We start from the raw sequence: 25,795 nt of genomic DNA, 5'->3' as shown, positions 1-25,795 counted from the left end.
CTATAGTTTAATGTTAAGTCCGAAAATAATAGATCGTTCACGCGGGTAGGATATGTTATCAACCCCTGGCAATAAGGCAGAGTAGGAATTCACCTCCGGGTCAAATCCGCTGTAGCCTGTCCAGGTATACAAATTTACCCCGGTTAAATAAACACGTAATCCATTCACACCAAGTTTTTTGAGCGTTTGGGAGTTGTTTAGGTTATAGCCTAGGGTTAAGTTTTTCAATCTTAAAAACGATGCATCCTCGGTATAATAAGAAGAAACGTCGAGCTTGCTCTGTGAGAGCAGGCTAGGGTAAACATTCGATGGATTATCGATGCGCCAACGGTTGGTCCAGTATTTTTCGGTTGGGTTAGCAAAAATTGATACCGGTGCTTCAATCCGCCCACGCCCAACGTAAAGAATATCATTACCGTAAGACCAGTTGAATAGCACGTTTAAATCGAAATTTTTATAAGTAAAGCTGTTACTCAAACCCCCATAGTGCTGAGGATTACTGTTACTAATTACTGTAGCGTCATTTTCGTTAATGATACCATCGCCATTGAGGTCTCTGTATTTCAAATCTCCGGGACGCGCCGTACGGGAGGACATTCCGGGAATGCCCGGCTTGGGCGTATAGTTTAATCCGTTGAGATTGACCTCGGTTACCTGTGAGGGATCAATGATGGTTCCTGCTGAGTTCCTGATGATAAAGTCTGTGAGCTGATACACCCCATCATTAACGTAGCCATACGCGGTGCCTATAGGCTGACCGGTAATTACCCGGCCAAGTGTGCTAATCGGACCACCATAGACCGTAACTGGAATATACTTTACGCTGCCTAGCGAGACAACTTTGTTGCGGTTAACTGAAATGTTTAGACTACTGCTCCAGGTGAAATTCGCCTTTTTAATGTTAATTGTGCTTAAAGCTAGCTCAACTCCTTTGTTGTCTATCTGACCTAAATTCTGAAATTGCCTTAAAAAACCGCTTTGTGCAGGAATATCCGCCTGTAAAAGTAGGTCCTTTGTCTGCTTTAGGTATACATCTGCTGTTAGGGACACCCTGTCTTTGAAAAGGCTGAGATCTAAACCCGCATCATATGCATAAGTGGTTTCCCATTTCAAGTTTGGATTGGCTATCACATTTGGAGCCACGCCAAGGCTGGCGGTGTTATTGACCGAAGCATAAAACACCTGCGAAAGGGTGGCTAAGGATTGGTAGGGTGGTATTCTTTCGTTTCCTGTAAGTCCAAAACTGCCTCTGAATTTTAAATCCGATATAAAGCCTAGATTTTCCAGAAACTTTTCTTTTGATGCTCTCCAGGCCAGACCCACACTAGGAAAGAGCGCTGATTTATTGCCTTCAGCCAGTTTAGACGAGGCATCGTTACGCAAGGTGGCTGTTAGCAGATACTTATCCTTAAAATTATAGTTCAAACGGGCAAATTCAGATACCCTTACATACCGCTGTTTATCCGAAGAAGGAGGAACAGTTAGGATTTTAGCAGTGGCAATATTGTCTAAGGGATTGATGTTTTGAATGTCAAAGCCCTGCGCAGAGAGTCTGAAAGCTTCAATTTCATAAGAATTCACCTCAAAGCCTGCCAGTAAAGTAATGGAATGATTTTGATTGAAGCGTTTATTGTAAGTTAGGGTACTGGTCTGGTACCAGTTAACTGAGCTGCTTGTATTTAAAAATGCCAGACCTTTAGAAGGAAATCCCCAGGATACGGTGGTTGGGTAGAATTCCCCATTTTTTGACTGGGTCAGCACTGCGCCTGCCCTTAGGTCTAAGTTCAGCCCGTTGATGATCCGGTAGTTCGCACTTAAATCTGCCAGCGCTCTTGAAAGCGGACTTCTCTTATAAGCCAGGCTGGCAAAATCAACCGGGCTGGACACCGCTGCGCCATCAGGGTCGAGTGCCAACTGGGTTGGATCAGGTGCATTTAGCGGTCGCGTCAACAAAATCATTTGCATTATCCCGTTATTATTCCTTACATCATTCCCACCGTTGGATGCAACCCCTTTTCCAATGGCGTGCGAGAGGTTGACATTTACTCCCAACCTGAGCCGGTTGGTCGCGTTATGAGTGATCTTTGCCAACAGACCATAGCGTTCAAAGTTATTATTAATGATAAGGCCTTGCTGGTTGAGATAAGAAGCAGAAGTGAAAAAGCTTGTCTTGGTGCTTCCGCCACTGTAACTTAGGCTGTAATTTTGTGTTACCGCCGTTCTTAGTGCCTCCCGCTGCCAATCGTATGACTGGACGCCGCTTAAGTCTCTAACCTGATCTACAATATTATCCCCATTGGTGTCAATAGCGTAATTTCCGTCGGCTGTTCCGTTTGCCAGACGGAAACGGGCGTAGTCCTGCGCGCCAAGCATTTGAATGTGTTTGGGTGCCCAGGCAATGCCAGCGTAATTATTGAACTCGAGCACTGAGGTGTTGTTTTTACCGGATTTTGTAGTAATCACTACCACCCCGTTTGCACCACGAGAACCAAAAATAGCTGTCGCTGATGCATCTTTGAGTACTTCCATTGAGGCAATATCATTAGGGCTAATACCTGCAAGTGGGTTTGATAGAGCGGTATTGCCAATCCCTGAACGGGCCGCCTCATTGGTATTTACATCAATTTGAACACCATCTATTACGTATAAGGGTTGGGTGCCGGAGTTGAATGAGTTTGTACCTCTTATCACAACATTTACCGCGCTTCCAGGCTCGCCCGAAGAGGATACAACCTGTACCCCAGCCAGCCTGCCTTGCATCGCTTCCATAAATGAAGTTGATTTGGCTTGTTGTATCTCCTGCTCCTTAATACCCGCAACAGAACCTGTGAGATCACCTTTGCGCTGGGTACCGTAACCTACAACAACTACATCATTTAGATTGGAAGCCTGTTTAGTAAGTTTGATGTTTATCACCGTTTGTTTACCGACAGTGACTTCCTCGGCTTTATAGCCAACAGAACTAAACATGAGTATACTTTGTTCTCCCGGTACTGAAATTTTGTAGCTGCCATCGGCGCTGGTGATTGTCCCAGCTGAGTTATTTTTGATCATTACCGTTGCCCCAGGTATGCCAATGCCGTTCTCATCCCGTACTTTTCCACTTATGCTTACCTGCAAAACAGGCATACCTTCAGTAGCTCTTGAAATTATAATGACATCCTTTTCATCTAAAGCATAAGTGAAAGGCTGCTGTTCAAAACATTTTCTAAGTGCCTCTTTGATAGGTAAACTTTTAAAATCAACGCTCACCGGCCGGGCTTTATCGATAAGCTTTACATCGTAAAGAAAATGATAGCCACTTTGTTTAGTAAGGGCTTCAAAGACTTTTTCAATAGACTCATTTTTCACCCTGAGTGAAACATTCTGAGCTCGACTGGCGGCTGAAACCTGCAATAGGGTGATGAGCAGGAAAAATATGATGAGCTTCATTCTCAATAATAATTTAAAGGCGATACAGGGCCAGTCCCTGTATACTAATTCAGCAAAAAAGTGATACATTTGGTTAGTTGTTAATTACGTAAATAGTTGTTTGAAAGCAATTCTTGTTAATTACCTACTAAAGGGCCCTGCAAGGCCTTACTCACCAGGGGCGGAGTCAACGCTCCTGGTTTTTTTATAGCTAGGTGTATGTATAGTAATTTTATAAGCTCACTATCACCCTCCTTCCTTTTATTTTAAATTGAACTGAACCCGAGAGCTCAATTTTATGCAATAACTCTTGAATGTTTTTTCCTCGAGAAATTGTTCCTCCATAAATGATATTGCTGCAATCCGCTTCATAAACGACCTCCACATCGTACCATCGTGCGATTTTTCGCATGATTGCCGGGATATTTTCGCGCGTAAATTTAAAATAACCCATTTTCCATGCAATAGCATCATCGGCATTTATCTGTTTGATTTCAATGCTCTGACCTTCCTGGCCTACAATCGCCTGCTGCCCTGGTGATAGCAATGCATGCCTTCCTTGAACGGTTAAAGCAATTGACCCTTCAAGTAAAGTGGTTCTGCTTAATGCTTCATCCTGGTATGCCATTACGTTGAAGTGGGTGCCCAGTACTTTAATATTGGTGCTGCCTACATCAACCAAAAAAGGCATTTGCTTATTGGGGGAGACCTCAAAATACGCTTCTCCTTTAAGTTGCACGCGACGCTCATTTCCGGCGAATGTAACGGGATATGTTAATGAAGATGCAGCATTTAAGAACACAGTCGTTTGATCGGGTAAGACAATCTCATATTGTCCGCCCTTAGGTGTGGTTATGGTATTAAATGAGATTTCAGTGGGAGTTGTTTTGTTATCTTGGGTTTTTACTGAATAGGTAAGGCGGCCATCTTTGCCTTTAACAATGGCTACATCGCTTTTAGAATCTATGATCCCGTTAGCAGCTTTTGTGAGGTCGATTTCTCTTCCATCTCCAAGGGTGAGAATAGCTTTGTTTCCTCCGGGAAGTATGGGCGAGGAAACCTTGGTGACGCTTGCTGAGATATATGGCTTTTCAGCCATTTTGGTTTTAGACAGCCAAACTGTTGTAAAAATGATAACTATCGATGCAGCAGCCCACCACCAATTATTTGGACGGGAGAGACGACTTGAATTATTTTTTTTACCTGCCGCCAGGATATTTTCCGAAATACGCCCCGCAATATCACTGCCTAGTATGTCCTCGTTGGTTTGTTCACTGTTCCATAACACACCAAACAGCGCAGATACCTGCTGTTGATAATCTGGATCTTCAAGCATCAAAAGCAGTTCGTCCTTTTCTTTCAAAGTACACGAATGCTCTAGGTATCGCTTGGCCAAATAGGTAAATCTATTCTGGTTCATTATTTGGTTAGGGCGCTACATATGCGCCGTTTAATATAAGACACCATTTCCCTAACCGTCGGAGTAGATAAAGTGAAATTATTTTTTATGGCTTAGAATTTCTATCATCACAAGCGTCATACTAACATCCTGGTGCTTTAGAATGTAAGCCCTTATATGTCTCAAAGCATGCTGCATATGTGTTTTCACGGTAAGCGGCGATAGCGAAAGCTTATGGGCGGCCTCTTCGTATTTCAATCCTTCTTCCTTGCACAAGGTGTAAATTGTCTTTTGCTGAGGAGTGAGTTGGCCTATTGCTTGTTGAAATACCGCACTGGTATCATTAAAGAGAATGGTTTCCTCGGTTTCATTGTGCTGCTTTTCATATGCATTCGCTTTCAAGTCATCGAGCTGAATTTCTTTGCGCTGACTACGTAAAACATTGAGCGTAATATTGCGCGTGGATACCTGTAAATATCGGCCAATATCCTGTATTTCAGTCAAGCCTGGATGCAGCCATATTTTCAGGAAAACATCGTGCAAAATTTCCTCCGCCAGCGTTTCCGAGCGCGTGATGCGTAAAGCTACATAATAAACCTTACGACGATAGCTCTCAAACAAAACATTAAATGCCCGCTCTTCTCCCGAGGCAATTCGGGCGATTAAAAGTTTCTCTTCTGAAGTTTGGTTAGCTGCGTCTAAATGCATGGCATTTAAGCTCGGTTTTTTAAATTATACAATACAATAATAATACTAAAAATACTTAAAATCCCATCTAAAAGGAATTAAAATTATTACCAAAATTTATCGGCCAAAAATTATCATTATTACTACTTATCATCCAAAGATTTTCAAACAAAGACAACTTCAATCAGTAAAATGTATCTCATTCTGCTGGCCTTCAATGATTGCCTGAGAGGCAAAAGATTCTGATTTAAGATTGGAAAAGGCGCTAATTTTACTTTTTTCATGTTGGCAGCCATCATTGTGCTTCGATCAGCAGTACCAATTAATTTCAATACCGCATCATCCATAACGGTAGTATAAAAACTGTTTGCTTGTGATCTTTATTGTAGCACCTTGATCTGACCAACCCCTGTAATTCATAGGCGAACTATTGCGAATCTCTAGCCAGACTTGCGTAAATCTTTCTGTTTTGCCAGTAGTTATGTTTTTTTTCGCCTCGAAAAGAATGTAATTATGTTCAGTTTATTTGTTTGCTAATTTATCATGAAGAGTTATATTAAATCCTCCAATCTATTATACCCTAGAGCACATCTTCAATAAGTATACAATATAATACCCGATTAGCTAAAATTTGAATTGTGAATAAATATTTTATACCCTATAAGGTATATTAAATTTAATTTATTGTATATTTATACCCATAAGGGTATAATATGAGTAATCCATTATCAACATTTGTAAAAACTCAACGCAAGCTGGTTAAACTCTCACAGGAGGAATTGGCATTCAAAGCTGGCGTGGGACTTCGTTTTCTTCGGGAATTAGAACAGGGAAAAGAGACGCTTAGGCTAGATAAGATAAATCAAGTACTTGAATTATTTGGTAAACAGGTTGGTGTAACAAATATCGAGAATAGACATGTCGATTAGGTCAAAAGTATTATTTGGGAATAATCTTGCGGGATATCTGGAGAAATATGATAATGGTTATAGGTTTACTTATGACTCAAAATACCTAAGCAATGAAAGCGCTAGGCCTATAAGTTTAAGCCTTCCCTTATCACCATATCCCTATCAAAGCAGAATCCTGTTTTCATTTTTCGATGGCCTGATTCCAGAGGGTTGGCTACTTAAATTTGCAAGAGAGGAATGGCATATTAAAGGAAGTGATCGCTTTGAGTTGCTCAATGCACTATGCAGGGATACTATTGGAGCGGTAACGGTATTTCCATCAGAGGAGGAAGATTATGAATAAGTGTTATTTTTGCTATGAGCCGACCAACTCAGATTTAAGCTACCATACGAGATGCTGTAAAAGATTCTTTGGTACAGTCCAGCTTCCTGAACTTGATTTAGATGAGGAAATTCTATCCGAACTTGCAAGGGAAACTGTTAATAACCGAATTGCTATTACGGGTGTTCAACCTAAACTCTCTGTAAATTTGGAAACCATCAAGAGTAAAAACCGGTTAACCATTGTTGGACTATGGGGTAATTATATTCTTAAGCCCCAAAGCCCAGAGCGGCCAGCTATGCCCGAAGTTGAGGACTTGACCATGCATCTTGCTCAGCATTTTAAGATCAATACTTGCGATCATGCGCTTATTCCAACCACCAACGGAGAGATGGCTTACCTTGCCAAAAGATTTGATCGGGTTAATGGCAAGAAAGTTCATGTTGAGGACCTTTGCCAGGTAGGTGGTTTCCAAACAGAACAAAAATATGACAGCTCATATGAACGATGTGGTAAACTGATAGCCACTTATGCAACCAACGCGCAGCTAGAGGTTATAAACTATTTTGAGCTCTTGGTATTTTCTTTCTTAAGTGGTAATAATGATATGCATATGAAAAACTTTTCCCTTCTTCATTCGGGTAATGATAACAAGATTAGTTTGTCACCGGCCTATGATCTTATAAACGCAAAATTAATAAATCCCAAGGATCAGGAAGAAACAGCCCTTTTACTGAATGGGAGAAAGAAGAAAATTAGTTTCAAAGATTTTGAAAAGCTATCAACCTCACTTGGTGTTAGAGAAAATGTAGTGATTAGAGTTATAAAAAGATTCAGCTCTGCAACTCCATTAGTTAACCTAATAATAGAGAAATCTTTTCTTAGTGATTCCCATAAGTCCGATTATAAAAATATGTGGGCGGATCGATTGGCAAGACTAAACAATGTATAGGGCAATTTCAGTAAACTTGCTTTTAAAACATCGTCTGAGTATGCGCACTTAGTGGATATTTCGTCAAATTTGGTTTTCTATCACTTTTGATGAAAACAATGTGATTCGATCTCTAACTCATAAATGACATTCATTGTCTTGAAAATATTCTTAGAAGCCAGATTTCGTATTCTTCACCAAAAGTGATGAAGAAAGCGGATGCTGAACCCACCCTTGGGTATTAAAGATTTTAGAATGGACCATGTTGCCCCCCTTCTTCAATTTGATTTGGCTTACTTAGGTAAATAATCTTTTACCTAAAGGAGTGTAAAATGGCCGGAAAATCGAAGTCAATGAGTCAGATCGAACAGTTATTACACCTTCAGCGACAGGCGATTCCATCAAAAGCATAGCCCGCAGTCTAGGTATAGATAGAATGCCGTAATGGTGTCGATATTTCTAAACCCCGAAAGTTATTTATGTCAATAACTATGTTTGGCTATTAGAAAATGCAATGTTCATTTTATTTGTCTGTTGACGGATCATGAACGTCTGGATTTCTGAAGTACATTAATTTATACCCTAAAGGGTATAAATTAATGTGTTGGAGTGTTAATTATACCCTAAAGGGTATCAATGGCCTGATATAATCAAGCCATTGATTGTTTTTCATAAGCAGATGTAACAATGGAGTTGTCTGAATTCTATTTTTTATCAGGCACGAGTAGAATCGCATCAGCAGTTATCATTGCATCTGCACCTTTATTATTGAGCTCAACAAAGGCAACCTTTCCAGCACTTAATTCATAGTGGCCAAGTGATACCCATTCACCCGAGGTCTGGCCAACAATATTGATTTTTGCATCTTCAATGACTACCTGTTTTTCTTTTACTCCGTCAAATACTTTAACGGTAGTTTGTGTAGAAGCCTTTTTCTGCTTCGGGTAGTAGATGAATAGCCGATAGCTACCTTTTTTAATGATGTTTGGCTGATAACGAATACTTGAAGGCTCACCAGTTGCAGGTGAAATATAGTAATCAGGGCCATATCCGCCGTATGTCTGGCTCTGCCATGCGCCCGTTTTAGTAACTTGGCGCGTATCATCATTATCTACAATTATTTCCAGCGGGCTATCATCTAGTAGCGGATTGGCTTTCAACGCAGACTGAACTTTGCTTACCTCCACGCGCTGCACTGCCAGTTTATTATTGATTGCTTCCACTGCTGCAACTGCTGCAGATTGACCAAGTACCATAAATACAGGCTCCATACGTATCGAGCCATAAGCGATGTGGCTTGCAGAAAGGCACACTGGAACTAAAAGGTTCGCAGCCTGTTGTTCTTTTGGAATAATCGCCCGGTAGGAAATCGGGTAGGGGCCAAATCCGCCCTCTTCAACATTCCCTTCATTTTTGACCGTTCCATCTACAACTAAACGGTCGCAGTTGTGTGAATCCATGGTATAGGCAGCCATGCCAACGCCATCGTTTACCTTTTCCCTTCCCTGGCAATGGTGCTGTGTCATCACAAGCTCGCCCACCATTCTTCTTGCCTCCCGCACATAAAGCTGATGAGACCAGTTTTCATTGTCGATATATTCATCCTTCGGGTAGCCCCATTTCTTGATTTCTGCCCGTATGTGCTCAGGTACTCTTAGATCATTTCCCACGAAATACAGCAGACCTTTGGTATAATCCACATGTGCATTCCAAATCTCCGCTCTTTGTTTATAATTTGCATCAGGATAAGCCCAGTTCATGCCAATCATGTCGGTTGAAAAGCCATTACGGTTGTTTATATCAGTTTTGCTGTTAGGCATGCCGCTCCAAATAAATACATCCTGCAAAGACTTCCATGTTCTTTTTTCCATTTGCCTCAGCAGCAGTTCGTACCGCTGCGGCTGATAGTTTTTTGGCTTTGTAATCGGTATCTGATTACTAGGGTTGCTAGTCAGACATATCCGGAAATTATAGGCCTGTACCTTTTTATCACCCGTGCCGGCAGGCAATAACGTGCTTTCCGAAATGCCCCAAAGCAGTCCGCTGCTTTTATCCCCTGGGATTCGGTAAGGGTCGATATCCTGAGGCAGCTGATGACCATTTTTTAATTGTACACCATTAAAGGTCTCGTTATAGATGCTATTAGCTTCCCTACCTACGGTATAAGAGACGCCGGCTTTCGCCATCAAATCGCCTTCGTAAGAGCAGTCAAGAAAAACTTTTCCAGCGATTTGATTCGCGGGGGCTTTGGTATTAAATGAATTTTCAAGGCTTATGGACTGTATATAGTTTCCTTTTTTTATCGCCCCGGTAATTCGGTTTTCATAAAGCACTTCAACCCGCGCACTTTTAATATAGTCTTGAAATATGCCTTCAGCCACATGGGGCTCAAAAATCCACTGCTCAAATTTTCCGTAATGAGTGCCAACCCTGCGATAAAAATCTAGCGCCAGGCCGCTAATTGCATATTTATTGCCGATATCAGTAAGGCCCAGTCCCCCCGAACTCATTCCGCCCAAATGTTTGCCGGGCTCGATTAAGATAACAGTTTTGCCAAGTTTCTTTGCAGTATAGGCTGCAATTACCCCGGCTGAAGTTCCGCCATATATCACGATATCATATGCTGATTTAGCGGGCTTTTGTGCATAAGTAATCTGGGTGGAGGCCGCTAGTAGAACCAGCAGCGCAAGTTTTATCATTTTTTTCATTAGTAGCCAGGGTTTTGAACGAGTTTAGGATTGGTAACAATTTCAATATTTGGAATCGGCCACAGGTAATCCCGCGTTTTATTGAAGGAACGCACCTCTATTACCCTTAAATCTGCGCGGTTCGGCACAGCTGAATAATCAGCTAACCCATTCTCATCAATCTGAGGCGCCGCGGCTACCAGTCCCCGTTGTACCCTTCCGTAAAAGTTTCCGACCATCGCTTTTTCAGCAATTTTCCATCTGCGTAAATCTGTCAGCCTAAAGCCTTCCATAGCCAACTCATAAAGACGCTCTTTGTGAACAAGGCTACGAAATTCAGTTGTACTTTTGCCTGCAGTAATCGAAGGCATGTTCACGCTTTGTCTGTTTCGTACCAGGTTTACAGCATCGTATGCCGACTGGTCAAGTTGGCCAAGCTCGTTTTTTGCCTCCGCATAAATCAGTAATACCTCCGCATAGCGAATCTGTATCACGTTAATCTCTGAATTGGTGCGGTCAACCCTGTCCTCTAAATCCACGTATTTTCTCCAGCAGTATCCGGTAAAAGTGGCAAATGCGTTTATCGCATCCTGATTATCTACCCTGGTTGCCGGCACGGTATTATAATTCCAGCATTTTAAGCTGTCTCTATGGGTTTCAAACTGATAGTTAAAAAATACTGAACCTGGAAGGGCAATGGTAAATGCTAACCTCGGGTCACGGTTTTTATATGGATCTTTTGCATTAAATAGCGGTGACTTATCGATATTCAAACCATCCGTGCAAGGGTAGGCATCAACGAGGGATTGAGAGGGCACTTTATTTGCAAAACCCTGCCCGTTTCTGGATAGTAAATTATTTGGTGTCGAGTGCGTTTTAGTCCTCGAGGCCTTTAAATACTGAAATGCCCAGATGATTTCATTCGAGTTTTGACCGGCATAACTGAACAGTGCACCATAATTATTATGCAAGCTGTAAGTCCTTAAATCCATTACTGCTTTTGCGGCTTCGGCTGCCTGAGCCCAGAGACCATTGTTCAGGGCTGTTCTCGCTTTAATCGCTAATGCTGCCCCTCGGGTTGCCCGGCCAACATCGGCGCCAGTATAACTTAAAGGTAAATCGGAGGCAGACTCGGTGAGTTCTTTTAGAACGAAGTCAAGGATTACGGTTTTTGAGGACTTTGCCACCTGACTTTCCTCCAGCTTTAGCATTCGGGTGACCAGGGGTACCTCGCCAAAATAATCAAGGAGATTGCTATAAGTGAAAGCGCGAACGAAACGTGCCTCTGCTTTCGAGCGATTAAAAACTGCAGGAGAAGATACGGATTTCACTTTTTCTATATTGTCCAGCACGAAGTTACATTTTGAAATCACCTTGTAGCTTTCCGTCCAGATGGTGAGTGCATAGCCATTGTTGCTGTCATGGTCACCTTTACCAAGGCTCTGAAGGGGACTATTGTTTCTATCCCATCCGATATCAGTCCCATCATCTACCGAGAGATTCAAGGGCATGGCATCAATTGAAGAATATCCGGCAGCATGATAGATGCCGTTTACCGCAAGAACAAGTTCATCCTGGTTTACAAAAAAGGTTTCATCTGAAGGGCCCGATAGCGGGTTTTTTTCCAGGTAGTCCTTCTGGCAGGCCGGCAGTAGCAAGCTCAGACCAGCAATAAGGCAGTAGTATATTTTAGTTTTCATCTGATTATCTTTTAGATTAAAAATTAGCTTCCAGTCCGAAAGTATAGAGCTTAACCTGTGGGTAAACACTTACCGCGCCTACTGGAAACTCCACATCAAAGCCGTTCCAGAAATTAGTTGCAGCGGCCAGATTAGATCCATTGGCGAATACGCGGAAACGGTTTAGTCCAATCTTTTTGGAAATATTGGCTGGTAGGGTATAGCCAATCTGAATATTTTTTAATCGCAAATAGGAAGCGTCTTTCAAATAAAAGCTTGAAATCTGCTCATTATTTGATTCCCCGAAAGCAAGTCTTGGAAAGGCTGCATTTGGATTGGAAGGGCTCCACCGGTCCTTATTGTCTTCCCGAATGGTGCCACCGATTGCCCCACCTACATTGAATGGCAGTATTCCCGGGCCAGTGAGATAACCATCTGCCTTGCCCACGCCTTGTAGCAGTACATAAAGGTCAAAGCCCTTGTAAGATGCGCTCATGATGGATGAAAAAGTATATCTGGGTACAGTACTTCCAATAATGACCTTATCGAGTTCATTAATCAGGTTATCCCCATTCTGATCCCGGTACTTGATGTCACCTGCTTTAACCGTTCCAAACTGGCGGGCATGGGCTGCAACCTCCTGATCGCTTTGAAATAAACCCTCAGCCTGATAACCAAAAATCGAGGCTATCGGATAGCCCTCCCGGTTTACCGTCAAACCAGTCTGATTAATGCCCCGCATATCAACCACAGTATTCTTTACATCCGATAGGTTCAGGGTTACATTATAATTGAAATCTTTTACATTACCTTTATAGGCAAGGGCCAATTCCCATCCGTTATTATCCACCACGCCGGCATTCTGATAAGGTCTTACTAAACCCAAAATAAGAGGTACATCGAGCAGCAGTAAAATATCACGCGTTCTTCTGCGGTAATAATCGGCAGTCAAACTCAGGTTCCCAAATAGCGTTAAATCCAGGCCTATATTCTTCTCTTCTGTAGTTTCCCAGGAAATATCGCGGTTAGACAGCGCGTTCAGCGCTGCGGTATTGGTGATCTGTTTACCTAAAGCGGTAGAGGCCAGTACAAGCGCAGTCACAGAAGGATAGGTTCCGATATTCTGGTTACCTAATCTTCCCCAGGAGAAACGAAATTTAGCTTCATTTAGAAAACCTTTTAGTCCCGACATAAAGTTTTCTTCTGAAATGCGCCACCCTGCCGATGCGGAAGGAAAAAAGCCATATTTATTACCTTCAGCAAACCGGGAAGAACCATCGTAACGTGCGTTTACTTCCAGTAAATATTTACTATCATAGCTGTAGTTCAATCTGGAAAACAGGGACTGTAAAGCCCATTCTTCGGCGGTACCAGTTGCCCTCTGGTTTACCGCCGAACCTCCATTTAAAACCGGGTATTCAGGCAGGATATAGGTATCACGGTAAGCAGTGGTGCTTTCCATATAAAAGTCCTCACGGCTCCCGCCTACCATAAACTTAAAGTTGTGCGTTTTAAAATTTTTGCTGGCCGTTACCGTTGCCCTCATGTTATTGAAAAAGGACTCGCTATAAGTCTGGGTTAACGAGCTTAAAGCAGGCGTTAAGAAGCTTGGACTTCCATTTGGCAGATAAGACTGTATCGCCTTTCGAAAGTTATTTCCTGAAGAGAGCGCATATTTTGGAGAGTATGCGACTTCAGCTTCCAGCCATTCAACAGGCTTATAGTTGACAACCGCGTTTATACTCCCAAATGGCCCCCTGGTACGATTAGTTCCACCATCTTTACTGGCAGAGATTGGATTGGAGCCATTCCAGCCAACGCCCCACTGTCCGCTTTCGTTGATGCCAATCTGGTTGGCCGGAATCCCGTTCATCCACTGAAAAATTTCAGAAGAAGAGGCTGCAGGGTCAGTGGTGATTGCATTTACATACTGAAGGTCAATGCGGGCTTTGAGTTTGTCGGAAAAGGTAATGTCTGCATTATTTCGAATCGTGAACCGTTTAAATCCTGAGTTTTCGATAATACCTTTTTGGTCAAAGTATCCAAATGAACCTAAAAGCCGCACTTTTTGCGTGCCGCCTTGTATGGTCAAGAAGTGACTTTGTTGTAAGCCAGATCCGGTCAGTGTCTCTTTTTGCCAGTCGGTGTTTGGATATAAGTCCGAATTGCGCCCGGCCTGCTGGATGTAATTATTAATCAGCGTCTGGCTATAAAGTGGCGTTCTGCCTGTGTTGGAATAGGCTTCATTGATGAGTAGCATATAATCCAGGGCATCCACCTGTTTAGGCATATTTGTCGCGTTTTGTTTACCAAAGTAATTGTTATAAGAGATGCCAATCTGGTCTGCTTTGGCCCGTTTGGTAGTAACCAAGATAACGCCATTAGCTGCCCTTGAGCCATAAATGGATGAAGATGCGGCATCTTTTAGTACAGAAATGGACTCGATTAGGTTCGGGTCGATATTATTTATCGAGCCTTCAATCCCGTCAATCATCACAAGCGGGTTAGCATCACTCAAGGTTCCGATACCACGTATGCGGATGCTGCCGCCATCTCCCCCTGGCCGGCCTGAACTTTGCTTTACTGTAACCCCAGGCGCCATTCCCTGCAAGGCAGCAGAGGTTTGACCCATGGGTCTTGCAGCAAGATCCTTTCCGGAAACCTGTGAAACAGCGCCGGTAAGGTTTACTTTTTTCTGGGTACCGTAACCCACCACAACAACATCATTCAGGTTTGCATTTTCTTGCTTTAAACTCACATTTATGGTTAGCTGATCAGTAACTAAGATTTCCTGAACTGCAAAGCCTAGATAAGAGAAAACAAGTAACGAGGATTTTGGTGCATTGATAGAATAGCGCCCATTATCATCGGTCACGGTTGCCTTTTGGGTGCCTTTTATTTTGACCCCCACTCCAGGTATAGCTGCTCCGGTTTCATCGGTTACTTTGCCGCTAACCATTTCCTGAGGCGCAGGGATTTCAGCTTTGGCGGGCTGTGATTCTGTAGCAGCTTTGATTGCAGGTACTCTACGCTCCAACACGATGTATTTTTCTTTGATTAGCCACTCTAAAGACCGGCCTTTTAATACAAATTGCATGACTTCTGATAAATCTGCGTTATTAAAGTCAACGGAGATTTTTTCGCTATCATCTAGCAACCTGTTGCTGTAGAAAACAGTAAATCCGGTTTGGGTTTTAATGGTTTTAAAAACACTGGCAAGGGTAATGTTTCGCCCTTTTACATTCACCTTATAGACTGGTTGTGATCTTCCAAAAGCAGGGGAGAGCAGATGGAGTACGAAAATAACCGGCAACATTGACCGGCCAAGTCGGGTAATTTTTTTAAGCATACATTTAAGGTTTATATTGGTTATACCTAAAGGATGCAGCTAGGAGCGAAATGGGTGAAGACTTTTATTAAAAAAAAATTATTTAAAAGTTAATACCCCATTTTTGAGCTCTGCCTTTATTCCTGAAGAGAGCTGAAGATTTGCAATGACCACCGAAAGGGGTAGTGTGCGGTCAATTTCACCAGTAAAAGTCTGCCCGGCAATATGCGCATTATCCCAATTTACCTTTACATCAAACCATCTGCTGATGACCGGCGCGATTTGCTCAATAGATTTGTTGTGGAAAAAGTAGGTTCCTTTCATCCATCCGAGCACCTCCTGAGCATCAAAGTCATGGACATTGAATTTATTATTTGCTCCAATCATCACCTCTTGCCCGGCTTTTAATAATAAGGTATTATTTCCCTTTTTAGCGGAAACCGAACCCTCTACAAGCGCTGTACTAAATACGGATTCAGGATAAGCATTCACGTTGAAGCTTGTTCCGTGAACTGTTATCTCAGCATGGTCTGTATGGACGATGAACTCATGGTTTTTATCCTTCGCGACCTGGAAATAAGCTTCTCCAGTAAGGTAAACTTCTCTTTTTCCTGCGCTAAAAGTAGAGGGAAAGCGTATGCTTGAAGTAGAATTTAACCAAATTTCAGTGCCGTCTGAAAGTTTTAGCTTATAATCTTTGGATGAAGGGACAACAAGAGTCGCCCACTGTACCTCGCCAGCGTTTTCAGCACTATAGCTAAGCCTTTTACTTTCAGCAAGGAAGCTCGTTTTTCCAATATTAACAGTCTTGCTGCCGCCGATTTCAACCAGTCTTCCATCATCTGTTTTCAGGTACACCTGCCCCGCAATTGTTTTTTGATTTGAAGAGCGGGAAGTATTTTTAGATAAAAAATACCAGCCTAGCGGGATTGCCAGCAGCAGTACCGCTGCAGCGGCAGCCATTTTTCTTAAAAATAATTTAGTAGATGCGGGCTTTTTAACCAGGCGCGGTTGGATGCTTTCCCAGGCATTTTCACTATCCAGGTTTTCCAGCAACGCTTTCGCTTTTGGCTTGCTCATTTTTTCATTCAATTCTTCCCATAGCTTGCGGATTTCCGGCTGGCTGGAAATGGCATTTTCAACAACAAGGTCATCCTGGTCACTAATTGTCCCTGCAATTTTTTCAAACAAAAGTGTTTCTATATGTTCCTTGTCTACTATCATTAGTAATAAGAGTCCTTTTTGCTAAGTTGGGTGAATGATTTATATGATTTTTTTGACTTTATCCCTTATACTCTTTAAAGCGAGCTTGAGGTGGGTTTTAACGGAGTTGACAGAAAGTCCCATTTCCTGGGCGGCCTGTTTGTATTTTTTATCTTCCAGATAGACCATTCGGAAGACCCTTTGCCGCTGTACGGGGAGTTCGTTAAAGATAAGCTCCAGGTCTGATTGTAAAATCATTGGCATTTCAACTTCCACTGTAGATTGGGATTCAACCTGAAGGTTGTTAGCGTAAGCATCCAGCCTTTTATCTGCCACCTTACGGTTTCTTAATTGCATCATGCACTGGTTATGTACAGCGCCGAAGAGATAAGCTCTGACTGAAGTTCTGATGTTTAGATCAGGTAATTTCTGCCATAGGGTGACAAAGAGATTCTGAACCAAGTCTTCCGCCTCCATCTCGTCCTCTAATATATGGTATGCCTTAGCAACAAGGGGCTTGTAAAACTTTTTAAACAGCAGTTCATAAGCAGATTGATTTCCACTTTTTAGTTCATCGATAAGTGTTTGGTCAGAATACTCCATTAACAAAGTAATGTAGGATAAGCGTTTAGGATAAATATATAGTGAATTTTCTGAAATACAAACTTTTACACCCTTGTCTCTGATCCCTAGCTTATCTAACTACAAGTAGTTTGTCTATCAAAATTTAGAAATCGGTTCGTTTTCCAGGTCATAGACTGCTGCTGAGCGCTCGACATCAAACCATTGTCTGAACATTTTGTAGTTGCGGTTTTGTGGCCATTCTTTTTTATTGCTATGCAGCTCCTCTAATTCGAGCATAAATAATTTATCAAATTTTTTGCTTAGCCAGACTTCTAAATCTTCAACCTGATCACTTATCAGATAAGTTCTTGTTTCGTTTGCTTCTGCAAAAGCATTAGGGTAGAGTTTAGACAACCAATCCTGAAGGGGTTGGAGTGGCTTTAAGATAATTGCCTTACGGTCAATATAATTCTCTTCGAAATCTTCCTCCGCGAACTCTTCATCAAAACTATCTACCATAGAAGCTAGATAATCATCCTTTCCCTGTGTGATTACCGATAAAATAGGATTCCCGGTAGTTTCTTCAATTTCAAAATCTGCAATAAATCTATCATGGTTTTTGAACTTTGTCATTTTCAAATAAATCATTCTTTTTAGAAGATCCACATCTACTTCTGAACTACTTAAAGAATTTATCATCGCTTCACTTTCTACTTTTGGCAATAGTAGTTTCATATTTCCGAAATTCCATGCGTTGATTGCAAATTCAACGATGTCTTCGTAATCTTCCGTGTCTGTGAAATCAAATGCAAAAGCATCAATGAATTCCTGCAGTAATTTTGAGTATTTCACATCCTGACTGGTATTATCATTTCCGAATAAACTAATGATTTTATTTTTCATATGCTAATTTGACTTACTTAAAGTATTCTTTATCAAAATTAATAAAGGCGACAATATAGTAAATTACCCTTAGCTATATAATCTGTGTTTATTCAATTTAAAGCCGCTTTTTTACTGTCGACTTCGTTTGTTATCTTTGTAAAGCGTACGAAGTACCAATCCGTACGCTTAATCGATTAATTCTCAAACACAATGACAATCCTCATTGTATCAATTATAGCAAATGTTGTTAAGCAATTTGCTAAACGTTTTAAGTTTAAGTTCTATTTCAAACTTGAGATTAAAAGCAAATAGCTCGGTAATCTTTTATGAAAAATGAATACTTCAATTAATCGATAAAGGGCTCTTGCAGCCCTTTTGTTTTGTAAACTTCAGAAATCTTTCAATATAATTGTAATAGATGTTTAACTAAGTAGTCTTTCTTACTCTGTCAGGTTGTCAGCAAGAATAAAGTGAAATCAACTAACTTTGTCGTTTGAAATAAAATCTTACTGACAAATTACATAGTTTATAACAATTGCACATTCTTTGATAATAAAAATTGCCTACTAAACAATAGGCACGAAGAATATGATTGAAGTTGGTGGAATAAATTTAGCCCAAGCTGTAATTGACTTAGAAGTTCAAGTTGCAACGCAAAGTATCATTATTGATAACTTGATTAGAGCAAATAATCTAAGAATTACTCAAGCTGAAGTTGATAAAGCAAGAGACGCTGCCTTTGAGCAGGTTAAAGCTAAATACCCTAAAGCTGGTTTAACTAAAGTTTAACTAACATTTTATCATTGCAGATAATTTCTATTGGTGCAGTGATAACAATTTTTAATGGTTTACTAGGTTTTAATTGCATTTTAGATGCTTGCATTTGTAATTTGATTTTAGCTTTCATTTAATGAAGATCAAAAAGTATTCTTTTTACAGCATGATTTACTTTTATATAATTAGACCTCTTAAAAATTAAACAAATTTTATGAAAAAGTATTGAAAGCCCTTCGTTAGATGTAACGAGGGGCTACTTTATTTTCAAAACAACTCCTTAGCATCTATTTCAAGCGCTTTGGCTATCCTCAATATTGTAATGAGCTTACAGTTAATCTTCCCCGTCTCAATGCGATAAATCTGAGATAATTCTATTTCAGCCAAATTTGCAAGTGCTTCCATTGAAAGGTCTTTCTCCTTCCTAATTCTTCGAAGATTCTTACCGAATGCTTCTAATTGCTCCTTTTCATCTGACTGTGATAACATTAGTCAAATGTGCTGTAGATGTGTAAATATTATTTAGGCATAAGTGCCTAATTTTGATTTTATTATTTAGTTTTATCGAAAACTGAATAATATGAAAAAACTCTCTTTGGCTTTATTGATAGCCATGCTTTTTAGTTGTAAATCTGAACCGCTTAGATTTAAGCGAGATACAATTCTTTATGATAAAACCTATCTTCTCTTTTTTAATAGTACTGTTTGGGAAGACGGTTCAGAAACACTTAACTATGAAATTTATAAAGTTGATGGTAGCAGAGATAAATTTGCTAGTGGTAAGGCTGGCATTACCGCAAGTTCAATTAGATTTCAGTACGAAAATGAAGATGATGTTAAAAAGACGATTGATGGTTTCAAAAAGAAATATCCTGACTCTCGGATTTATTTAGATAATCAACTTCAGGATTAAAAATAAAGAGAGGACACATTACAATCCTCTCTTTTAGAACTACACTACAATTATTGAATTGCTATGCTAAAGTTCACATTATTGTTTGGCTTGTGCCACTATTATTTTTCTTTCTTGGGCTTACCAGATTTAACTATCTTATCTACTGCTTGCTCCATTGAAATGCCATAGAAAGGGTTAGTGATTTCTTCATTCTTTTCCTCTTTTGGCTTGATTTGTTTTGCTTTCGCTTTTTTCATTATAGTCTTTTTAGTTCGTGATATTTCAATCTGCAGTTAGCAAGATCTACTACCATCGCAACTCTTTCGCCGTCACCAGCCTTTCTATAGTTGTATCTAAATACGCTTTCATCAACATACTTTTGTAAATGCAATCTTGAAGTAGAATGATATATTCCAAATATACTACGTTTTAAATGACTCCAAAAACCCTCAATTGTGTTTGTGTGTGCATTACCAACAACATATTGACCTTCCCCGTGTTTAACAAAACTGTGAGAGTGGCTTTTCTTTAATCCTCTATAACCTCTCCATTCATCAGTCATTACAGTTGAGTTTGGTTTAATGGTTTCATCAACAATTGGCTGAATTTCTGAGGCAGAAGTATCTTTCATCACTTTAGCTACAAGTAAGCCACCTCTTTCAATCATTCCTAATACTGGTGTTTTGTCAATACAGCTTCTACCTTGTGAATTTTTGACTTTCTTCTTTGCGTGGCGGTTTTTATTCTTACCACCCACAAAAGATTCATCGATTTCTACTATAGTTTCTCCGCCAAGCATCTCAAAACTTCCGTTTCCCAATGCTGTACGTAATCTTTGCAACATGAACCATGCTGTTTTCTGCGTTACTTTTAAATCTCTTGCTAACTGATGTGAAGATACCCCTTTCTTATGTGAGGTAAGTAGATAGATGGCGATAAACCATTTTTTAAGTGGAACTTTTGAACCTTCAAAGATAGTTCCAACTTTAGCAGTGAATTGTTCGTCGCAATCTTTATCGGCACATTTATATTTGCCGCTTTTAAGAGCATAAGATTTGATGTTTCCACAATGAGGACATGCCCTGTTACCTTTCCATCTTAATTCTTCGAGGTGCTTTACAGCTGTTTCTTCGTCTTTTAAAAACTCTACTAATTCAAATAAATTGGTGTAGTGTTGTTCCATTTTCTGTTTGGTGTTTTCTCGATCTATTATGGACATAAAGGTCCAACTAATAGACATGGGGTCCACCATTTTTCTGAAAAAACTTGCAAGAAAGTGCTGTGCCTAACTGGAATAAAGAATTTAAGTATTTATAAACAATTGAATTCTTCCACCTTTTTGCTGGTCGTAAGGCAAATTGTTTTTGATTGCACTTATTGGAATTAGGGAGATGTTTTCGAATTGTTGTCTCCAACGCTCTTCATAATCTGATATGAGGGTATTGATTTGTTGTTCTAGCTCTTTCTTTTCTTTGAGAGCCTTGTTTTTGATTTCTGATTCGTGCATTTTATGAATTTTAGACTTAGAATACTATGTGTTATATTTGAATATGTCATTTAAACAAACGCTGCCACATTTTTATCAATCACTCCTGAATCTAAAAGGTTATGGATTCGATAAAGTAATGAGCTTGAAGGATTCAATGCTTCATGTTATTACAATTATTGAAATTGAAGAAAAGGAGAATCATCTTTTAAAACCACTTGTGGAGGATTTTTATAAATACGCCTTACCATTAATTGAAAAATTTAAAGTATACGATGCCACAGAAGAAAGTAAGCAATATTTCAGCTTAGCAAGAGCCTTGACTATTACTTTAATTTTAGATTTTAATCATATCTGTGAGGATCACTAACAAGATTTTCTTTATAGTTTAATTCCATATTTAGTAGTGAGAATAAGACACCTCCAAGTTTTTCTCCGCCAAAGTTTAGGACAATTTTTAATTCTTCAATACATAGATTTGATAGCCATTTACAATTAAATTCAGCTTTCCACCGTATTAAATCTGTTTTATATTCTTTTTGCATAAAATTCTATAAAGCTAAACTTCCGCCTTTATCTGCATATACTCCAAATAATAGTTGTGATTTGTTATATTTACTGTTAAATCTAAAATAACATGGCAAAAAATCAATTTAAATTTGAACTTAAAATTACTGGATTTGAATTAAAAGTGGAGGGCTCAAAAGAAGATGTAGCATCTATCACCTCTAGTGTAGCAAATCAATTAAAAGGGTTGACTACTCCACAGGTTTTTGGAGATAGCACAGAAACAGAGGATGTGGAAGCTACAGAAATTCCTCAATCTCAATTACCACCTGCCCCTCAAAAGAAGAAGAATTCTCGTAAAAAATCATCGTCAGCAGGGAGTAGTGTTATGAAAATTGAACCTATCGATTTCAAAAATGACCCTAAAAAATATAGTGCGCCTTCAATGAATTGGACTACATTGCAAAAAGCTTTGTGGGTTATGTACGTAATTAACAGTGAAAAAAAAATAAGCGAATTAAGTATCGCACAGATTACCAATACTTTCAATACACATTATAAACAATCAAAAACTATTCGTGCTACTAATGTAGCTAGAGATTTAGGAAAAGTAAAATTGAATAATAACGCGTTGGTGGGAGAAAACGCCACAGCAAGCCCTCATCTTTGGTATTTGACCGACGCTGGTAATTTATTTGTACAAAACCTAATAAAGGAGTCAAAAGGTTAAATGGGCTTAGTTGAAAGAGACACTTTAATATCTAATCTATCTCCTCCTTTTGACCATTTACTGGCAACACAGTTTGTTGATGAATTTCTTTCAATTGAACGTCGTTTTATTCAAAGAGATTGGGAGCCTGCAGAACTTGACGCAGGGCAGTTTGCAGAAATTGCGTTCAGAATATTATATCATTTAGATAGTGGGAATTTAAATCTTAATAAGGAAGTAAAAGATTGCAAAAGGTATCTTGTTAATAATGACGTGCCGCATTCGCTAAACAGAAAAGATGTTTCACATCTATCGAATGTGTTGGGTGCGATATATGAGTTTAGAAGTGATAGAGGTGCGGTTCATATATCTCCCACCTATAGTCCAAATCACATGGATTCAAAATATTTAATTGAGTCTGTAAGGTGGTGTATGAATGAAATGCTGAGAATATTTTGGAATGGCGATAGAGAGGAAGTTGCTAAAACTATTAGAGAGCTTCTTCAATTTGATGTTCCATGTATCGGCGTCTTCGGTGATATAATAATTGTTCAACGCACAGACCTTCGACCAGATGAAGAAATTCTTATATTGCTGCATTATGCGGGAGAAAACGGATTTAGCAGAAGAGAATTGGGTATACATTCTTTAAGTAGTGCGCCATTAGTTACCAACAATATTAAAAAGCTATCTGCTCCAGATAAAAGACAAGTTATTCAATTGAAGAATGGAAATTATCGTCTCACTGACCTTGGAAGTAGAAGAATTCGCTTGGAATTAGCTGATAAACTTTTGCTAAGCATTTAATAGAAAGGTAGAGTTCAAAACAACTCTACCTTTCTATTTTTCTCACCAATTTCTACAAGGGGTAATTTGCTATATTGTCGCCTTAATAAATTTTAGTTTTTATATTAATCCAAAAAGGAAAAAGGCTGCTATTGTATTTTATAAAGTCTCTCACTAAGTTTCTTAAGGCTATTCATCGCATTCCTTCTTTGGCAATTTTATTTTCAAATATTTCTTTTATAATCCAGTTTAAATTTCATCTCCCAATAATAGTTTGATAATCAGTAAATTTTGGATAATGGATAAATTAGGAAAGATTGGTATTATCCCAATAGAAATAGATTTGTTATAAATTATTGTTCCAAATAACAGTTAAATAATTAATTTCAGCTTTTATTCAGCTTAACACCTTTTGGGTAGCATTCAACAGACGCGTAATAAAATAGGAGAAGAAAGTACATTTCTTCTCCTATCTAAACATGGAACTAGTGCCACTCAGTCTTTGAAACTATGCCATGGCTAAACTTATTATTTTTAATTTTCTTTTCTCTCAAGCAAAAAATGGAAAAGCCAGCTTTTGGTTAGCACTCATTGGCAGCCCAGCCCAGTTTTCTTTGGAAAGGAGGGTGTTTCATTCCGTTAGTATTGGCCTGATTGCCGCATCGATGATTTATGCGCCCTACAACTTGGTTGCAGGTCTATACGTCGGGTCTGTTTCTGCGGTATTGATCTGCCTATTCTTCGTTTATCAGTACTATTATTCCAGGTTCCAAAATAAACCACACAACAGTACACTCTTCGGAATTATGGGATTGTTGGTTTTTGGAATAAATTATTTTGCAATTGCTGGTACTAATGGATCCACCGACATCATCTGGCCAGCTTATTTACTGGTTTTGTTGGTTATTTCGCCTTATCAGCAGCACCTGAAGTGGCTAGTTATTTATTTGTTGTGGTTTTTTGCGTTGCACACTGTTGGCTACTATTATCCTGAATTTATAAAATATCCCTTTACTACGGTTGAGGGTCAATTTATTGATCGAATGACTGCTTTTCCATTGCCAGTGTTCGTTATTTATATCGTTGTCAGGTTTATCAGGCGCAGTTATGATTTTGAACGCATGGATGCCCAGCAAAAGACAATTGCAATAGAAAGTAGCAAAGCGCAAATTTTGCGGCAGAAAGACGAGCTGGAACAGCGCAGTTTGGAGAAAGACAATTTGATGTCCATCATATCCCATGATTTGAGGGCCCCTTTAGTCAGTATTCAAAGTTACTTTAGTCTGTTGAATAAAAACAGGCTGGGTGCTGAAGAGCGGCGTGCGATTGAGAAATCTTTAGAGCGTGCCACCAGCCATACCATCACTATGCTTTCCAATTTGTTGAACTGGTCCAAATCTCAGATGGGCGGGTCTGTTGTGCAGCTTGAGACAATAAATGTGCTGCAAGTGCTTGAAAGTACCATAGAAATGGCACGTGATTATGCAAAAAATAAAGACATTACACTTGTTAATTCTATCCCTTTTCATTTAATGGTATTGGCCGATGTAGATATGCTGCAGATCGTTATGCGCAACCTGATCAACAATTCGATAAAATTTACTGCAAATGGTGGTATGATCCGTATTAATGCTCATATCATCAACGATGATTGTGAAATTTCAATAATCGATAATGGCAGAGGGATCGCACCTGGCGATCAGGAAAATATTTTTTCGATCAAAGCAGCACCCACTTACGGTACAAATAATGAAAAGGGAGTTGGACTGGGCTTAGTGTTATGTAAGGAGTTTATAGAACGTATGGGCGGTAAAATCGGATTTGAAAGTGTTTTAAATGCAGGTTCTAAATTTTTTATTTCCCTACTCTTGGCGAATGATGCAAGGAAAGGTAGATAGACGGTCTGGCAATTAAAATCTCCAGTCTTTCGCTTTCGGAAAAAGAAGGCTTGGGACAGATGAAAGAGGCCTGAATATCTGGCTTAAGCATTGTATAAAATGTTGAACAGTCGAACAATGGTGATCTTATCGAGAAGCCAATTTAATTATTCCTACAAGCATGCAAGGATAAACTTTGCGATGATAATTCATCAACCAATTGTATAATCTAGATAGAAGTAAAAATTAGGATGGGGGGAGCGAAAATCATTAACTGCTTATAAAGCTTATATATCATCCCGCATTTATTTATTCAGGAACTTATTTCCATGGAAAGTATTTCATCAGACCCTATTTTGGAAAAAAAGTCAGATGCAGAGGAGGCTTGCTATAAATAAAAAAAAATGTTACGCCAATTGAAATAAATCTGGCAGTATTTGAGTCCTTCAGGATAGCAATCCAAGGATGACAAGGTAATTTACTGCTTTCCGCTTGGCTATCTTCCGTTAGTTGAGGGGGTATGTGTATGTTGGTATGATAAGGGAAATGGACTTAGCGCTCATGTTTGGCAGACATTGAAAAGTGGAGTTTCCGTAATTGACACTGGTTTTGGGTATTGAAGATTTTAGAGAGACTGGTGAGGTTATTGCCTGCAAAAGTATTTGTGGCATCGCTTCCATTCTATGATTACTGCTTTGTGATAGCGGCTAGGAGCCAGAAGGTCATGATTTTCTCCCATGCCTACAAAAGTTGC

At 39.7% G+C, this 25,795-nt stretch carries 22 protein-coding genes; 9 read left to right on the top strand and 13 right to left on the bottom strand.

What is annotated here, in order from left to right:
• The 3 genes from ACO05K_RS12130 to ACO05K_RS12120 all read right to left on the bottom strand — a co-directional run bounded on the left by ACO05K_RS12130 (position 1) and on the right by ACO05K_RS12120 (position 5,518).
• Positions 1–3,432, bottom strand: coding sequence for a TonB-dependent receptor (locus ACO05K_RS12130; RefSeq protein ID WP_421944695.1), 3,432 nt, complete (start codon positions 3,430–3,432; stop codon positions 1–3).
• A gap of 211 nt (positions 3,433–3,643) precedes the next feature.
• Complete coding sequence (locus tag ACO05K_RS12125) at positions 3,644–4,831, bottom strand: FecR family protein (RefSeq protein ID WP_421944694.1); 1,188 nt, start codon at positions 4,829–4,831, stop codon at positions 3,644–3,646.
• Positions 4,832–4,909: 78 nt separating this feature from the next.
• Positions 4,910–5,518, bottom strand: a complete 609-nt coding sequence (locus tag ACO05K_RS12120; RefSeq protein WP_421944693.1) for an RNA polymerase sigma factor — start codon at positions 5,516–5,518, stop codon at positions 4,910–4,912.
• A 692-nt stretch (positions 5,519–6,210) separates the two neighbouring features.
• Between ACO05K_RS12120 and ACO05K_RS12115 the strand changes: the two genes are divergently transcribed.
• Genes ACO05K_RS12115 through ACO05K_RS12105 form a run of 3 tightly spaced genes read left to right on the top strand, consistent with a single transcriptional unit; the run spans position 6,211 to position 7,682 of the window.
• Positions 6,211–6,426, top strand: coding sequence for a helix-turn-helix domain-containing protein (locus ACO05K_RS12115; protein WP_290239722.1), 216 nt, complete (start codon positions 6,211–6,213; stop codon positions 6,424–6,426).
• Positions 6,416–6,751 carry a HipA N-terminal domain-containing protein gene (locus ACO05K_RS12110; RefSeq protein WP_290239725.1) on the top strand — a complete coding sequence of 112 codons (336 nt, stop codon included), beginning with the start codon at positions 6,416–6,418 and terminating at the stop codon, positions 6,749–6,751. Before ACO05K_RS12115 ends, ACO05K_RS12110 begins: the two co-directional genes overlap by 11 nt.
• A complete protein-coding gene (locus tag ACO05K_RS12105) occupies positions 6,744–7,682 on the top strand; it encodes a HipA domain-containing protein (protein ID WP_421944692.1) in 939 nt (312 codons plus the stop codon). Before ACO05K_RS12110 ends, ACO05K_RS12105 begins: the two co-directional genes overlap by 8 nt.
• Before the next feature lie 683 nt (positions 7,683–8,365).
• Here ACO05K_RS12105 and ACO05K_RS12100 read toward each other — a convergent pair.
• From ACO05K_RS12100 to ACO05K_RS12075, 6 genes are all read right to left on the bottom strand, one after another.
• A complete protein-coding gene (locus tag ACO05K_RS12100) occupies positions 8,366–10,369 on the bottom strand; it encodes an FAD-dependent oxidoreductase (RefSeq protein ID WP_421944691.1) in 2,004 nt (667 codons plus the stop codon).
• Positions 10,369–12,048: a RagB/SusD family nutrient uptake outer membrane protein gene (locus tag ACO05K_RS12095; RefSeq protein ID WP_421944690.1), complete on the bottom strand. Its 1,680-nt coding sequence runs from the start codon at positions 12,046–12,048 to the stop codon at positions 10,369–10,371. Before ACO05K_RS12095 ends, ACO05K_RS12100 begins: the two co-directional genes overlap by 1 nt.
• Before the next feature lie 16 nt (positions 12,049–12,064).
• The gene (locus ACO05K_RS12090) at positions 12,065–15,376 is read right to left on the bottom strand and encodes a TonB-dependent receptor (protein ID WP_421944689.1); all 3,312 of its coding nucleotides are present in this window, start codon (positions 15,374–15,376) and stop codon (positions 12,065–12,067) included.
• Between the two features lie 78 nt (positions 15,377–15,454).
• Positions 15,455–16,579 (bottom strand): FecR family protein, encoded by a 1,125-nt coding sequence (locus ACO05K_RS12085; RefSeq protein WP_421944688.1) that lies wholly within the window; start codon positions 16,577–16,579, stop codon positions 15,455–15,457.
• Between the two features lie 39 nt (positions 16,580–16,618).
• Entirely contained in the window at positions 16,619–17,161 is a 543-nt protein-coding gene (locus ACO05K_RS12080; RefSeq protein WP_421944687.1) for an RNA polymerase sigma factor, read from the bottom strand.
• A 117-nt stretch (positions 17,162–17,278) separates the two neighbouring features.
• Positions 17,279–18,025: a hypothetical protein gene (locus ACO05K_RS12075; protein ID WP_421944686.1), complete on the bottom strand. Its 747-nt coding sequence runs from the start codon at positions 18,023–18,025 to the stop codon at positions 17,279–17,281.
• Between the two features lie 570 nt (positions 18,026–18,595).
• Between ACO05K_RS12075 and ACO05K_RS12070 the strand changes: the two genes are divergently transcribed.
• Entirely contained in the window at positions 18,596–18,796 is a 201-nt protein-coding gene (locus ACO05K_RS12070; protein ID WP_421944685.1) for a hypothetical protein, read from the top strand.
• 252 nt (positions 18,797–19,048) lie between these two features.
• Here the strand turns inward: ACO05K_RS12070 and ACO05K_RS12065 are convergent, their stop codons facing one another.
• Positions 19,049–19,270 carry a helix-turn-helix domain-containing protein gene (locus ACO05K_RS12065; protein ID WP_421944684.1) on the bottom strand — a complete coding sequence of 74 codons (222 nt, stop codon included), beginning with the start codon at positions 19,268–19,270 and terminating at the stop codon, positions 19,049–19,051.
• Between the two features lie 91 nt (positions 19,271–19,361).
• Here ACO05K_RS12065 and ACO05K_RS12060 point away from each other — a divergent pair, with 91 nt between their 5' ends.
• Positions 19,362–19,694 carry a hypothetical protein gene (locus tag ACO05K_RS12060; protein ID WP_421944683.1) on the top strand — a complete coding sequence of 111 codons (333 nt, stop codon included), beginning with the start codon at positions 19,362–19,364 and terminating at the stop codon, positions 19,692–19,694.
• Positions 19,695–19,795: 101 nt separating this feature from the next.
• Here the strand turns inward: ACO05K_RS12060 and ACO05K_RS12055 are convergent, their stop codons facing one another.
• The 3 genes from ACO05K_RS12055 to ACO05K_RS12045 form a co-directional block, all read right to left on the bottom strand.
• Positions 19,796–19,933, bottom strand: coding sequence for a hypothetical protein (locus tag ACO05K_RS12055; protein ID WP_421944682.1), 138 nt, complete (start codon positions 19,931–19,933; stop codon positions 19,796–19,798).
• Positions 19,933–20,859 (bottom strand): IS1595 family transposase, encoded by a 927-nt coding sequence (locus ACO05K_RS12050; RefSeq protein WP_421944681.1) that lies wholly within the window; start codon positions 20,857–20,859, stop codon positions 19,933–19,935. The genes ACO05K_RS12055 and ACO05K_RS12050 overlap by 1 nt, the downstream gene beginning before the upstream one ends.
• A gap of 120 nt (positions 20,860–20,979) precedes the next feature.
• Complete coding sequence (locus tag ACO05K_RS12045) at positions 20,980–21,183, bottom strand: hypothetical protein (RefSeq protein ID WP_421944680.1); 204 nt, start codon at positions 21,181–21,183, stop codon at positions 20,980–20,982.
• A gap of 43 nt (positions 21,184–21,226) precedes the next feature.
• Between ACO05K_RS12045 and ACO05K_RS12040 the strand changes: the two genes are divergently transcribed.
• From ACO05K_RS12040 to ACO05K_RS12025, 4 genes are all read left to right on the top strand, one after another.
• Positions 21,227–21,532: a hypothetical protein gene (locus ACO05K_RS12040; protein ID WP_421944679.1), complete on the top strand. Its 306-nt coding sequence runs from the start codon at positions 21,227–21,229 to the stop codon at positions 21,530–21,532.
• Positions 21,533–21,799: 267 nt separating this feature from the next.
• Positions 21,800–22,399 carry a hypothetical protein gene (locus ACO05K_RS12035; protein WP_421944678.1) on the top strand — a complete coding sequence of 200 codons (600 nt, stop codon included), beginning with the start codon at positions 21,800–21,802 and terminating at the stop codon, positions 22,397–22,399.
• Positions 22,400–23,185, top strand: a complete 786-nt coding sequence (locus ACO05K_RS12030; RefSeq protein WP_421944677.1) for a hypothetical protein — start codon at positions 22,400–22,402, stop codon at positions 23,183–23,185.
• Positions 23,186–23,679: 494 nt separating this feature from the next.
• Positions 23,680–25,062 (top strand): sensor histidine kinase, encoded by a 1,383-nt coding sequence (locus ACO05K_RS12025; RefSeq protein WP_421944676.1) that lies wholly within the window; start codon positions 23,680–23,682, stop codon positions 25,060–25,062.
• The last annotated feature ends 733 nt before the right edge of the window (positions 25,063–25,795 follow it).

The sequence above is a fragment of the Pedobacter sp. genome, assembly GCF_965227205.1.
GTDB lineage: Bacteria > Bacteroidota > Bacteroidia > Sphingobacteriales > Sphingobacteriaceae > Pedobacter.
This window is presented reverse-complemented; position numbering and strand designations above follow the sequence as displayed.

Bases quoted from the DNA above. Each gene is read 5' to 3' on its own strand.
- ACO05K_RS12130 (WP_421944695.1), bottom strand. From the start codon at position 3,432: ATGAAGCTCATCATATTTTTCCTGCTCATCACCCTATTGCAGGTTTCA.
- ACO05K_RS12125 (WP_421944694.1), bottom strand. From the start codon at position 4,831: ATGAACCAGAATAGATTTACCTATTTGGCCAAGCGATACCTAGAGCAT.
- ACO05K_RS12120 (WP_421944693.1), bottom strand. From the start codon at position 5,518: ATGCATTTAGACGCAGCTAACCAAACTTCAGAAGAGAAACTTTTAATC.
- ACO05K_RS12115 (WP_290239722.1), top strand. From the start codon at position 6,211: ATGAGTAATCCATTATCAACATTTGTAAAAACTCAACGCAAGCTGGTT.
- ACO05K_RS12110 (WP_290239725.1), top strand. From the start codon at position 6,416: ATGTCGATTAGGTCAAAAGTATTATTTGGGAATAATCTTGCGGGATAT.
- ACO05K_RS12105 (WP_421944692.1), top strand. From the start codon at position 6,744: ATGAATAAGTGTTATTTTTGCTATGAGCCGACCAACTCAGATTTAAGC.
- ACO05K_RS12100 (WP_421944691.1), bottom strand. From the start codon at position 10,369: ATGAAAAAAATGATAAAACTTGCGCTGCTGGTTCTACTAGCGGCCTCC.
- ACO05K_RS12095 (WP_421944690.1), bottom strand. From the start codon at position 12,048: ATGAAAACTAAAATATACTACTGCCTTATTGCTGGTCTGAGCTTGCTA.
- ACO05K_RS12090 (WP_421944689.1), bottom strand. From the start codon at position 15,376: ATGCTTAAAAAAATTACCCGACTTGGCCGGTCAATGTTGCCGGTTATT.
- ACO05K_RS12085 (WP_421944688.1), bottom strand. From the start codon at position 16,579: ATGATAGTAGACAAGGAACATATAGAAACACTTTTGTTTGAAAAAATT.
- ACO05K_RS12080 (WP_421944687.1), bottom strand. From the start codon at position 17,161: ATGGAGTATTCTGACCAAACACTTATCGATGAACTAAAAAGTGGAAAT.
- ACO05K_RS12075 (WP_421944686.1), bottom strand. From the start codon at position 18,025: ATGAAAAATAAAATCATTAGTTTATTCGGAAATGATAATACCAGTCAG.
- ACO05K_RS12070 (WP_421944685.1), top strand. From the start codon at position 18,596: ATGATTGAAGTTGGTGGAATAAATTTAGCCCAAGCTGTAATTGACTTA.
- ACO05K_RS12065 (WP_421944684.1), bottom strand. From the start codon at position 19,270: ATGTTATCACAGTCAGATGAAAAGGAGCAATTAGAAGCATTCGGTAAG.
- ACO05K_RS12060 (WP_421944683.1), top strand. From the start codon at position 19,362: ATGAAAAAACTCTCTTTGGCTTTATTGATAGCCATGCTTTTTAGTTGT.
- ACO05K_RS12055 (WP_421944682.1), bottom strand. From the start codon at position 19,933: ATGAAAAAAGCGAAAGCAAAACAAATCAAGCCAAAAGAGGAAAAGAAT.
- ACO05K_RS12050 (WP_421944681.1), bottom strand. From the start codon at position 20,859: ATGGAACAACACTACACCAATTTATTTGAATTAGTAGAGTTTTTAAAA.
- ACO05K_RS12045 (WP_421944680.1), bottom strand. From the start codon at position 21,183: ATGCACGAATCAGAAATCAAAAACAAGGCTCTCAAAGAAAAGAAAGAG.
- ACO05K_RS12040 (WP_421944679.1), top strand. From the start codon at position 21,227: ATGTCATTTAAACAAACGCTGCCACATTTTTATCAATCACTCCTGAAT.
- ACO05K_RS12035 (WP_421944678.1), top strand. From the start codon at position 21,800: ATGGCAAAAAATCAATTTAAATTTGAACTTAAAATTACTGGATTTGAA.
- ACO05K_RS12030 (WP_421944677.1), top strand. From the start codon at position 22,400: ATGGGCTTAGTTGAAAGAGACACTTTAATATCTAATCTATCTCCTCCT.
- ACO05K_RS12025 (WP_421944676.1), top strand. From the start codon at position 23,680: ATGGCTAAACTTATTATTTTTAATTTTCTTTTCTCTCAAGCAAAAAAT.